General features: G+C 65.6%; 9 protein-coding genes. All 9 read left to right on the plus strand.

What is annotated here, in order from left to right; genetic code table 11:
• The first annotated feature begins 21 nt into the window (after positions 1 to 21).
• Positions 22 to 1,458: a two-component system response regulator CbrB gene (gene cbrB / locus AT700_RS24595; RefSeq protein ID WP_003095138.1), complete on the plus strand. Its 1,437-nt coding sequence runs from the start codon at positions 22 to 24 to the stop codon at positions 1,456 to 1,458.
• 900 nt (positions 1,459 to 2,358) lie between these two features.
• Positions 2,359 to 3,762 (plus strand): polynucleotide adenylyltransferase PcnB, encoded by a 1,404-nt coding sequence (locus AT700_RS24600; RefSeq protein WP_003095142.1) that lies wholly within the window; start codon positions 2,359 to 2,361, stop codon positions 3,760 to 3,762.
• Positions 3,759 to 4,247 carry a 2-amino-4-hydroxy-6-hydroxymethyldihydropteridine diphosphokinase gene (gene folK, locus AT700_RS24605; RefSeq protein WP_003095144.1) on the plus strand — a complete coding sequence of 163 codons (489 nt, stop codon included), beginning with the start codon at positions 3,759 to 3,761 and terminating at the stop codon, positions 4,245 to 4,247. Before AT700_RS24600 ends, folK begins: the two co-directional genes overlap by 4 nt.
• A 249-nt stretch (positions 4,248 to 4,496) precedes the next feature.
• Positions 4,497 to 5,297: a 3-methyl-2-oxobutanoate hydroxymethyltransferase gene (panB, locus tag AT700_RS24610; RefSeq protein WP_003095147.1), complete on the plus strand. Its 801-nt coding sequence runs from the start codon at positions 4,497 to 4,499 to the stop codon at positions 5,295 to 5,297.
• Entirely contained in the window at positions 5,294 to 6,145 is an 852-nt protein-coding gene (panC, locus tag AT700_RS24615; protein WP_003457159.1) for a pantoate--beta-alanine ligase, read from the plus strand. Before panB ends, panC begins: the two co-directional genes overlap by 4 nt.
• A 93-nt stretch (positions 6,146 to 6,238) precedes the next feature.
• Positions 6,239 to 6,619, plus strand: coding sequence for an aspartate 1-decarboxylase (gene panD / locus AT700_RS24620; RefSeq protein WP_003095150.1), 381 nt, complete (start codon positions 6,239 to 6,241; stop codon positions 6,617 to 6,619).
• Between the two features lie 89 nt (positions 6,620 to 6,708).
• Positions 6,709 to 8,373: a glucose-6-phosphate isomerase gene (gene pgi, locus AT700_RS24625; protein WP_003100194.1), complete on the plus strand. Its 1,665-nt coding sequence runs from the start codon at positions 6,709 to 6,711 to the stop codon at positions 8,371 to 8,373.
• Positions 8,374 to 8,566: 193 nt separating this feature from the next.
• A complete protein-coding gene (gene acs / locus AT700_RS24630) occupies positions 8,567 to 10,504 on the plus strand; it encodes an acetate--CoA ligase (protein ID WP_003095161.1) in 1,938 nt (645 codons plus the stop codon).
• 97 nt (positions 10,505 to 10,601) lie between these two features.
• Complete coding sequence (locus AT700_RS24635) at positions 10,602 to 11,483, plus strand: oxygenase MpaB family protein (RefSeq protein ID WP_003113910.1); 882 nt, start codon at positions 10,602 to 10,604, stop codon at positions 11,481 to 11,483.
• Positions 11,484 to 11,498: the final 15 nt, after the last annotated feature.

Here is an 11,498-nt window from a genome sequence, read left to right on the forward strand (position 1 = left end):
CACGTCGAGAGAGCTGAATACATGGCACATATTCTGATCGTCGAAGACGAAACCATTATCCGATCTGCATTGCGACGCCTGCTGGAGCGCAACCAGTACCAGGTCAGCGAAGCCGGCTCGGTGCAGGAAGCCCAGGAGCGCTACACCATCCCCTCCTTCGACATGGTGGTCAGCGACCTGCGCCTGCCGGGCGCCCCCGGCACCGAACTGATCAAGCTCGCCGAAGGCATTCCGGTGCTGATCATGACCAGCTACGCCAGCCTGCGTTCGGCGGTGGATTCGATGAAGATGGGCGCGGTGGACTACATCGCCAAGCCTTTCGACCACGACGAAATGCTCCAGGCCGTGGCGCGCATCCTCAAGGACCGCCAGGAGAACCGCAGCGCGGCCCCGGTCTCCGCCAACGGCGGCAAGGCCGGCGGCGAGCGCGGCGCCAGCCCGGCGGCAGCCGACGGCGAGATAGGCATCATCGGCTCCTGTGCGCCGATGCAAGAGCTGTACAGCAAGATTCGCAAGGTCGCGCCGACCGACTCCACGGTACTGATCCAGGGCGAGTCCGGCACCGGCAAGGAACTGGTCGCCCGCGCCCTGCACAACCTGTCGAAGCGCGCCAAGGCGCCGCTGATCTCGGTGAACTGTGCGGCGATTCCGGAAACCCTGATCGAATCCGAGCTGTTCGGCCATGAAAAAGGCGCCTTCACCGGTGCCAGCGCCGGGCGCGCCGGGCTGGTCGAAGCGGCCGACGGCGGCACCCTGTTCCTCGACGAGATCGGCGAACTGCCGCTGGAGGCCCAGGCCCGCCTGCTGCGCGTATTGCAGGAAGGCGAGATCCGCCGGGTCGGCTCGGTGCAATCGCAGAAGGTCGACGTGCGCCTGATCGCCGCCACCCACCGCGACCTGAAAACCCTGGCCAAGACCGGGCAATTCCGCGAAGACCTCTATTACCGCCTGCATGTGATCTCGCTGAAGCTGCCCGCCCTGCGCGAGCGTGGCAACGACGTGATGGAGATCGCCCGCGCCTTTCTGGCTCGCCAGTGCACCCGGATGGGGCGCGCGCCGCTCAGCTTCGCCCACGACGCCGAACAGGCGATCCGCCATTACCCATGGCCGGGCAACGTGCGCGAACTGGAAAACGCCATCGAGCGGGCGGTGATCCTCAGCGAGAGCCAGGAAATCCACGCCGACCTGCTGGGTATCGACATCGAGCTGGACGACCTCGAGGACGACTTCGCCGCCGACCTCGGCCTCGGCCCGGCGGGCGCCGCGGCCAGCAACCACGAGCCCACCGAGGACCTTTCGCTGGAAGACTACTTCCAGCACTTCGTCCTCGAGCACCAGGACCACATGACCGAGACCGAGCTGGCCCGCAAGCTGGGCATCAGCCGCAAATGCCTGTGGGAACGCCGCCAGCGCCTGGGCATTCCGCGGCGTAAATCAGGGGCCTCGGCCGACTCGTAACACCCTGCAACCTGTTACCGCGGACGTACCGCGTAACAGAAACCGGGTTCATCGGTAACGGGAACCCGGTTTTTTTGTGCCCTCCGCCGACCCACCGAAAACCTCAACCCCTTGATTTTACTGGGTTTCGAAAAACTGGCACGGCATCTGCTTATGTATTGGCACAACAACAATAACAAGCAACGACGAAGACAATAAAAACAACACGTAACGACTCCAGCACAACAAAAACAAAATCGCGGAGGCGCAGCTAACTGATTCTTTTGGAGAGGAGTTGCTGTCGGGACCCGTCCCGCAGCCAGTCGGAAGAAGAATAAAACTGCCTTGAGGCAGCGCACAGACTGGTTGGATCGCTCGACGATCATGGCAGCATCAGCGACCAAAGCAATCCGTTTGCTATTGAACTCCCAGCCTGGGAGATATCCCTGAAGCGACTGGCTCAAGGGACGGGTCGACAAACAAAAACAACAAGCCCGAAATCATAATAAAAACAAAGCACGCACCTACTTGGGGGGGAGCTTCGGCTCCCCCAGTAGCTTCACCCCCTCCCTCCGTTTTCCCCGTTTTTCCTTCGCCTTACACCATTTCCCCATCCAATGCTAGAATCCGCGCAGACTATGCGGCCATCCGCATGCCTTGCCAGATTCACCGCAGCCTTCCCGGCCCTCTCCCGCTTCGCGGGAACAGGATGTACGGCCCCTGTTCGTTTCTGTCAGGATGCATGGCGCAGTCGGTTCCGGCGCCCGGGACGCCCTGTGCGTCGCGGGGCCAAACATTCAACGGGTACAGAACACGCCTCGCCCGAGAGGTCCTGATAATGCCGCAGCATTACCCGACGTCCGTCCTGTTTGAGCAACGCAGGCGTGCAATCACCCACATCGTGCTCCCGATAACACATCCATGCTGAAAAAGCTGATCCAGACCATTCGTTCCCCCCTGCGCCGTCCGCGCGCCGTCCGTACAACCCCGGAAGTCATCGGTAACAACCAGCACTCCCTGCGCCGGGACCAGTTCAGCCGGAACGCCGTCAAGGTCGTCGAGATCCTCCAGCGGGCCGGCTACCAGGCCTACGTGGTCGGGGGCTGCGTACGCGACCAGATGCTCGGCATCGCTCCCAAGGACTTCGATGTCGCCACCAGCGCCACGCCGGAGCAGGTCCGCGCCGAATTCCGCAACGCGCGGATCATCGGCCGCCGCTTCAAACTGGTACACGTGCACTTCGGCCGCGAGATCATCGAGGTCGCCACCTTCCGCGCCCATCATCCGGAAGGCCAGGACGATGGCGATAGCCGCGCGTCCAGCAACGAAAGCGGCCGCATCCTGCGCGACAACGTCTATGGCAGCCTGGAAGACGACGCCCAGCGCCGTGACTTCACCATCAATGCCCTGTACTTCGACGTCACCAGCGAGCGGCTGCTGGACTACGCCAATGGCGTTCACGACATCCGCAATCGCCTGATCCGCCTGATCGGCGATCCGGAGCAGCGTTATCTGGAAGACCCGGTGCGGATGCTGCGGGCGGTACGTTTCGCCGCCAAGCTCGACTTCGAGATCGAGAAGCACAGCGCCGCGCCGATTCGCCGGCTGGCCCCGCTGCTGCGGGAAATCCCTTCGGCGCGCCTGTTCGACGAGGTGCTCAAGCTGTTCCTCGCCGGCCGGGCCGAGCGCACTTTCGAACTGCTGGTCGAGTACGAACTGTTCGCGCCGCTGTTCCCGGCCAGCGCCAAGGCACTGCAGGCCAACCCCGACTACACCGGCAAGCTGATCCGCCAGGCCCTGGCCAATACCGATGCGCGCATTCGCCAGGGCAAGCCGGTAACCCCGGCCTTCCTCTTCGCCGCGCTGCTCTGGCCGGCCCTGCCGGCGCGCGTCGCGCAGTTGCAGGAGAAAGGCATGCCGGCTATCCCGGCGATGCAGGAAGCCGCCCACGAACTGATCAGCGAACAGTGCCAGCGGATTGCCATTCCCAAGCGTTTCACCCTGCCGATCCGCGAGATCTGGGATATGCAGGAACGTCTGCCGCGACGCCAGGGCAAGCGCGCCGACCTGCTCCTGGAAAACCCGCGCTTCCGCGCCGGCTACGACTTCCTCCTGCTGCGCGAAAGCGCCGGCGAGGAAACCGAAGGGCTTGGCCAATGGTGGACCGATTACCAGGAAGTCAGCGACAGCGAGCGGCGCAACATGATCCGCGACCTGGTCAGCCAGGAAGACGGCAGCGCCCCGCGCAAGCGTCGCCGCGGCGGCAACAGCGGCCGTCGGCGCCGCGGGCCGCGCAAGGAAGGCAGCGGCGGAAGCGGCGAATGATCCAGCGCGTCTACGTGGCGCTGGGCAGCAACCTGGCCGAACCGCGCGAGCAGATCCAGGCTGCCCTCGACGCCTTCGAGCGGCTTCCCGAGACCCGCCTGGTCGCCGTCTCGCCGCTCTATATCAGCGACCCGCTCGGCCCCGCCGACCAGCCGCGCTTCGTCAACGGCGTGGCGGCCCTCGACACCAACCTGGCGCCGCTCGACCTGCTCGACGCCCTGCAGGCCATCGAACTGGAACAGGGGCGCGTCCGCGACCTGCGCTGGGGTCCGCGCACGCTCGACCTGGACATCCTGCTGTTCGGCGAACAATTGCTCGACCTGCCGCGCCTGAAGGTGCCGCACTACCACATGCAGGCGCGCGCTTTCGTGCTCTATCCCCTCGCAGATCTCGCCCCCGACCTGCGCCTGCCCGATGGCCGCCACCTGCCGGAGCTGCTCGCGGCCTGTCCGTTCGAGGGCATCGAACGCCTTCCGGGCGCCTGACCCTGCCTGCCCGCCGCTGCGCGGATACCTCGCGGCGGGCTCTTCACACTGTTACCGAAAAGCTGACGAAGGACGCCGCGGATGGGCGTACACTGCGCGCGCAACCGCAGGCGGCGCGGCGTTCGGCAGTGGCAGTAACGCCGTAACAATGCGGTAACACCTGCAATTGACTTCGAGCCACCCCATCCGGACTATAAGTGGCCGTTTGCCCCGCGCCGGCTCATCACCGGCCCAACGAGGAGCCTTTCCATGCCTGATGTAACCCTGACCACCCTGCAAGGGTTGAAGCAGAGCGGCGAGAAGATCGCCATGCTGACCTGCTACGACGCCACCTTCGCCCACACCGCCAGCCAGGCCGGCGTGGACGTGCTTCTGGTCGGAGATTCGCTCGGAATGGTATTGCAGGGTCACGACAGCACCCTGCCGGTCAGCAACGAGGAAATGGCCTATCACACGGCCTGCGTGAAACGCGGTAACAAAGGTTCCCTGATCGTCACCGACCTGGCCTTCGAATCCAGCCATTCCGTGGCCCAGACCCTTGCCGACGCGGTCCGCCTGATGCAGGCCGGCGCACACATGGTCAAGCTGGAGGGTGGGGCCTGGCTGGCGGAGCCGATCGCCCGCCTGGCACAGATGGGCGTGCCGGTCTGCGCGCATCTCGGCCTGACCCCGCAGGCGGTCAACCTGTTCGGCGGCTTCAAGGTCCAGGGCCGCCAGGAAACCCAGGCGCGCCAGTTGCGCGCCGATGCCATCGCCCTGGAGCAGGCCGGCGCCGCCATGCTGCTGCTGGAGTGCGTGCCCAGCGTGCTGGCCGAAGAGATCACCCAGGCGGTGAAGATCCCGGTGATCGGGATTGGCGCCGGTGCGGCGACCGATGGCCAGGTGCTGGTCATGCACGACATGCTCGGTCTCTCGCTGACCGGCCGCTCGCCCAAGTTCGTCAAGGATTTCATGCAAGGCCAGGAGAGCATCCCGGCCGCCATCGCGGCCTATGTCCGCGCCGTCAAGGACGTGTCCTTCCCCGCCGCCGAACACGGATTCAACGCATGAACACCGTCAAGACCGTCCGTGAACTGCGCGCCGCGGTGGCGCGCGCCCGCAGCGAAGGCAAGCGCATCGGCTTCGTGCCGACCATGGGCAACCTCCACGCCGGCCATGCCGCGCTGGTAAAGAAAGCCGGCGAACGCGCCGACTTCGTGGTCGTCAGCATCTTCGTCAACCCGCTGCAATTCGGCCCCAGCGAAGACCTCGACACATACCCGCGAACCCTCGCAGCCGACCAGGAACGCCTGCTCGAAGCCGGCTGCCACCTGCTGTTCACCCCGACCGTCGAGGAAATGTACCCCGACGGCATGGACGGGCAGACCCGCATCCATGTTCCCGGCGTCTCCGAAGGTCTTTGCGGCGCCAGTCGTCCCGGCCATTTCGAAGGCGTGGCGACCGTGGTCAGCAAGCTGCTGAACATGGTCCAGCCGGACCTCGCGCTGTTCGGCGAAAAGGATTTCCAGCAGTTGGCGGTGATCCGCAAGCTGGTCCGCGACCTCAACCTGCCGGTGCAGATCTTCGGCGAGCCGACGGTGCGCGCCGCCGATGGCCTCGCGTTGTCCTCGCGCAACGGTTACCTCGACGAGCAGCAGCGCGCCGCCGCCCCGGCGATCTACCGCACCCTGCGGCAGCTCGGCGAACGCATCCGCGCCGGCGCCGAGGACTTCCCGGCATTGCTCGCCGACGCCCGCCAGGCCCTGGAACAGGCCGGGCTGCGCCCCGACTACCTGGAAATCCGCGAGCCGATCAGCCTGCGCCCCGGGGTACCCGGCGACCGCCAACTGGTGATCCTGGTCGCCGCCTACCTGGGCAGTACGCGGCTGATCGACAACCTCTCAGTCCACCTCGATTGACGCATGCCGAGCCCCCGGTTCCCGGGGGCTTGAGCGCTCACCACGGACTCGCCATACTCTGCCGCCCCCCGCGGACCCGATAGGAGTCGCCCCATGCACGCCATAATGCTCAAAGCCAAGTTGCATCGCGCCGAAGTCACCCATGCCGTCCTCGACTACGAAGGCTCCTGCGCCATCGACGGCGATTGGCTGGACCTCTCCGGAATCCGCGAGTACGAACAGATCCAGATCTACAACGTCGACAACGGCGAGCGCTTCACCACCTATGCGATCCGCGCCGAGAACGGCTCGAAGATGATCTCGGTGAACGGCGCCGCGGCACACAAGGCCAAGGTCGGCGACCGCGTGATCATCTGCGCCTACGCACACTACAGCGAAGCCGAACTGGCCAGCCACAAGCCGCGCATGCTGTACATGGCGCCGGGCAACCAGCTCAGCCATACCAGCGAGGCGATTCCGATACAGGTCGCCTGACCTCGCCCCCTCTGGATAAAGCCCGGTTTCATCCGGGCTTTTTCATGTTCAAATAAGTGCGCCATCGAATTCCAACCAGAAGGTCAGCCATGAAGCACCACCTCACTCCGCTGGATGCCACGCAACTCGACAGTTGGCGCGCCCTGGCCGCCCATCGCCAGGAACTGCAGGACTTCAGGATGCGCCAGGCGTTCATCGACGATCCGGAGCGCTTCAAGCGGTTTTCCTTCAGCGCCTGTGGACTGTTCCTCGACTTCTCGAAGAACCTGATTCGCCAGGACACCATCGACCTGCTGGTGAAGCTGGCCGAGGAAGCACGGCTGAGCGACGCGATCCGGGCGATGTTCGACGGCGAGGCGATCAATGCCTCCGAGCGCCGGCCGGTACTGCATACCGCGCTGCGTCGACCGATCGGCGACAAAGTGCTGGTCGATGGCGTCGACGTGATGCCGGAAGTCCACCGCGTCCTGCACCAGATGACCGAGCTGGTAGGCTACGTGCACAACGGCCTGTGGCGCGGCTATACCGAAAAGCCGATCACCGACGTGGTGAACATCGGCATCGGCGGCTCCTTCCTCGGCCCGCAACTGGTATCCGAAGCCTTGCTGCCGTTCGCCCAGAAAGGCGTGCGCTGCCACTACCTGGCGAACATCGACGGTAGCGAGTTCCATGAACTGGCCAGCCGCCTGAACGCCGAGACCACCCTGTTCATCGTTTCCTCCAAGTCCTTCGGGACCCTGGAAACCCTGAAGAACGCCCAGGCCGCACGCGCCTGGTACCTGGCCCAGGGCGGTACCGAGGAAGAGCTTTACCGCCATTTCATCGCCGTCTCCAGCAACAAGGAAGCCGCGATCGCCTTCGGCATCCGCGAGGAAAACATCTTCCCCATGTGGGACTGGGTCGGCGGCCGCTACTCGCTGTGGTCGGCCATCGGCCTGCCGATCGCCATGTCCATCGGCATCTCCAACTTCAAGGAACTGCTGTCCGGCGCCTACAACATGGACCAGCACTTCCAGACCGCGCCGTTCGAACGCAACATCCCGGTGCTGCTCGGCCTGCTCGGCGTCTGGTACGGCGACTTCTGGGGCGCGAACAGCCACGCGATCCTGCCCTACGACTACTATCTGCGGAATATCACCGACCACCTGCAACAACTGGACATGGAATCCAACGGCAAGAGCGTGCGCCAGGACGGCACGCCGGTCACCAGCGGCACCGGGCCGGTGATCTGGGGTGGTGTCGGCTGCAACGGCCAGCACGCCTACCATCAGTTGCTGCACCAAGGCACCCAGTTGATCCCGGCGGACTTCATCGTCCCGGTGAGCAGCTACAACCCGGTGGCCGACCATCACCAGTGGCTGTACGCCAACTGCCTGTCGCAGAGCCAGGCGCTGATGCTCGGCAAGAGCCGCGAGGAGGCCGAGGCCGAACTGCGCGCCAAGGGCCTGCCGGAAGCCGAAGTGCAGCGCCTGGCGCCGCACAAGGTGATTCCGGGCAACCGACCGAGCAACACCCTGGTGGTCGAGCGCATCAGCGCCCGCCGCCTCGGCGCGCTGATCGCCATGTACGAGCACAAGGTCTACGTACAGAGCATCCTCTGGGGCATCAACGCCTTCGACCAATGGGGCGTGGAGCTTGGCAAGGAACTCGGCAAGGGTGTCTATTCGCGCCTGGTCGGCAGCGAGGAAACCCCGGCCGAGGACGCCTCGACCCAAGGCCTGATCGACTTCTTCCGCGGCCGCCATCGCGGCTGATCCGCCTCTCCCCAAAGCCCGGCCCTAGGCCGGGCTTTTTCATTCCGTCCGGCGATTGACCCCGGCGCCTTCCCCGCTCGCGCCTTTGGCACTTGAACATGGCTCTCGCCTGGCCCACCCTTGGTCGAACCTGGAGAGGGGCCGCGTGCGGTCTCTCGACACCTTGCGGAGCAGAAAAACAAAGGAAACCGCCATGTTCGAGATCAGCGTCCACCCGGTGCCGGACGCCGTCCGCCAGCGTGCCTACCTGAACGACGACGACTACCAGCGCCTGTACCGCCAATCCGTCGAGAACCCCGACGAGTTCTGGGGCGAGCAGGCCAAGGCCTTCCTCGATTGGTTCAAGCCCTGGCACAGCGTCCACCACGGCGACCTGAGGAAAGGCCAGGCCACCTGGTTCAAGGGCGGCCAGTTGAACGTCGCCTACAACTGCATCGATCGCCACCTGGAACGCCGCGGCGAACAGATCGCGATCGTCTGGGAAGGCGACAACCCCAGCGAATCCGCGCACATCACCTACCGCAAGCTGCACCACAACGTCTGCCGCCTGGCTAACGTGCTGAAGAGCCGCGGCGTGGAAAAGGGCGACCGGGTCTGCATCTACATGCCGATGATTCCCGAGGCCGCCTACGCCATGCTCGCCTGCGCCCGTATCGGGGCGGTGCACTCGGTGGTGTTCGGCGGCTTCTCGCCGGACTCGCTGCGCGACCGCATCCTCGATGCCGACTGCCGCACCGTGATCACCGCCGACGAGGGCGTGCGCGGCGGCAAGTACATCCCGCTGAAGCAGAATGTGGAAAAGGCACTGAAGGACTGCCCGGACGTCTCTACCGTGGTGGTGGTCGAGCGCACCCAGGGCGACATACCCTGGGTCGAAGGCCGCGACATCTGGTACCACGAGGCGCTCCACGCGGCCTCAGCCGACTGCCCGGCGGAAGCGATGGACGCCGAGGACCCGCTGTTCATCCTCTATACCTCCGGCAGCACCGGCAAGCCGAAGGGCGTGTTGCACACCACCGGGGGCTACCTGCTCGGCGCGGCGATGACCCACAAGTACGTGTTCGACTACCACGATGGCGACGTCTACTGGTGCACCGCCGACGTCGGCTGGGTCACCGGACACAGCTATATCGTCTACGGCCCGCTGGCCAACGGTGCCACCACCCTCATGTTCGAGGGCGTGCCCAACTACCCGGACGCCTCGCGCTTCTGGCAGGTGATCGACAAGCACCAGGTGAATATCTTCTACACCGCGCCGACCGCGATCCGCGCGCTGATGCGCGAAGGCGACGCCCCGGTCCGCCAGACCTCGCGCAGCAGCCTGCGCCTGCTCGGCTCGGTGGGCGAGCCGATCAACCCGGAGGCCTGGGAGTGGTACTACCAGGTGGTCGGCGAGAAGCGCTGCCCCATCGTCGATACCTGGTGGCAGACCGAGACCGGCAGCATCCTGATCACCCCGTTGCCCGGCGCCACTGCGCTAAAGCCAGGCTCGGCTACCCGCCCGTTCTTCGGCGTGCAACCCGTGCTGCTCGACGAGAAAGGCAAGGAAATCGACGGCGCGGGCAGCGGCGTACTGGCGATCAAGGCCAGTTGGCCGAGTCAGATCCGCAGCGTCTACGGCGACCACCAGCGGATGATCGACACCTACTTCAAGCCCTACCCCGGGTATTACTTCAGCGGCGACGGCGCGCGCCGCGACGAGGACGGCTACTACTGGATCACCGGCCGGGTCGACGACGTGATCAATGTCTCCGGACACCGGATCGGCACCGCCGAGGTCGAGAGCGCGCTGGTCCTGCACGATGCGGTGGCCGAGGCGGCAGTGGTCGGCTGCCCGCATGACGTGAAGGGCCAGGCCATCTACGCGTTCGTCACCCTGATGGCCGGCAGTCAGCCCAGCGAGGCGCTACAACAGGAATTGCTGGCCCTGGTCGGCAAGGAGATCGGCAGCTTCGCCAAGCCGGATCACCTGCAATGGGCGCCCAGCCTGCCGAAGACCCGCTCCGGCAAGATCATGCGGCGTATCCTGCGCAAGATCGCCTGCAACGAGCTGGACAGTCTCGGCGATACCTCGACCCTGGCCGATCCGGGAGTGGTGCAGGGGTTGATCGACAACCGCCTCAACCGCTGACCCGCGCAACCGTCCCGCCGCCCTGCGGCGCGGGACGGTTCCAGTCTCTCCGGCGCCTGGGTTAAGCTCGTGCCTGCCCTGTCGTAGCGAGCCCCCCATGGAAAGCGTCCGTCGCCATATCGAAAGCCAGGTGCTGAGCCTTACCGGGCTCGCCGTCGGCGGTGTCGACTTCGAGTCGCCGAAAGGCGATCCGGGCCTGTTCGGCCCCGATGCCGCCTGCTGGAAGGTCCACGGCGACTTCAGCAGCATGATGATCGGCGGCATCGGCGCGCTGCTCCTGCAGATGCTCCATCCGCTGGCCCTGGCGGGGGTGTGGGACCACTCCAATTTCCGCGACGACCTGCTCGGGCGCCTGCGTCGCACCGGTCAGTTCATCTCGGCCACCACCTACGGCCCGCTGGCCGATGCCGAGCGACTGATCGAGCGGGTCCGGCGCATCCACGAAAGCGTCATCGGCCAGTTGCCCGACGGCACGCCCTACTCCGCCAGCGACCCGGACCTGCTGACCTGGGTGCATGTCGCCGAGGTCAGCAGCTTTCTCAAGTCCTACCTGCGCTATCTCAATCCCGACCTGCCGGGCAGCGAGCAGGACCGTTACTACTCGGAAATCGCCCTGGTCGCCGAACGCCTCGGCGCCCGCGCGGTACCGCGCGACCGCCAGCAGATCGCCGCCTACCTGGAGGCGATGCGTCCACGCCTGCGTTGCGACGAACGCACCCGCGAAGTGGTGCGGATTCTCTTCAACGCACCAGCGCCCAGCACCCTGGCCAGGCCGTTCGGCGCGCTGATGCTGCGCGCAGGCGCCGAGCTGTTGCCGGAATGGGCCGGATCGATGCTCGACCTCCCGTTCAGTCCGCTGCAACGCCGCCTGATCCGCGGCAGCGTCAGGCGCAGCGTACCCTTGCTGCGCTGGGCGGTGCGCAACGCTTCGATGCATCGAGCCTGCCGGCGCATGGGTCTGCCGCCGGTGAGCCACTGAACTTTCGTGCCGTGA

It is taken from the genome of Pseudomonas aeruginosa (genome assembly GCF_001457615.1).
Taxonomy (GTDB): Bacteria; Pseudomonadota; Gammaproteobacteria; order Pseudomonadales; family Pseudomonadaceae; genus Pseudomonas; species Pseudomonas aeruginosa.

Excerpts from the sequence above, each read along its gene's own strand:
- cbrB (WP_003095138.1), top strand. The coding sequence starts at position 22 with ATGGCACATATTCTGATCGTCGAAGACGAAACCATTATCCGATCTGCA.
- AT700_RS24600 (WP_003095142.1), top strand. The coding sequence starts at position 2,359 with ATGCTGAAAAAGCTGATCCAGACCATTCGTTCCCCCCTGCGCCGTCCG.
- folK (WP_003095144.1), top strand. The coding sequence starts at position 3,759 with ATGATCCAGCGCGTCTACGTGGCGCTGGGCAGCAACCTGGCCGAACCG.
- panB (WP_003095147.1), top strand. The coding sequence starts at position 4,497 with ATGCCTGATGTAACCCTGACCACCCTGCAAGGGTTGAAGCAGAGCGGC.
- panC (WP_003457159.1), top strand. The coding sequence starts at position 5,294 with ATGAACACCGTCAAGACCGTCCGTGAACTGCGCGCCGCGGTGGCGCGC.
- panD (WP_003095150.1), top strand. The coding sequence starts at position 6,239 with ATGCACGCCATAATGCTCAAAGCCAAGTTGCATCGCGCCGAAGTCACC.
- pgi (WP_003100194.1), top strand. The coding sequence starts at position 6,709 with ATGAAGCACCACCTCACTCCGCTGGATGCCACGCAACTCGACAGTTGG.
- acs (WP_003095161.1), top strand. The coding sequence starts at position 8,567 with ATGTTCGAGATCAGCGTCCACCCGGTGCCGGACGCCGTCCGCCAGCGT.
- AT700_RS24635 (WP_003113910.1), top strand. The coding sequence starts at position 10,602 with ATGGAAAGCGTCCGTCGCCATATCGAAAGCCAGGTGCTGAGCCTTACC.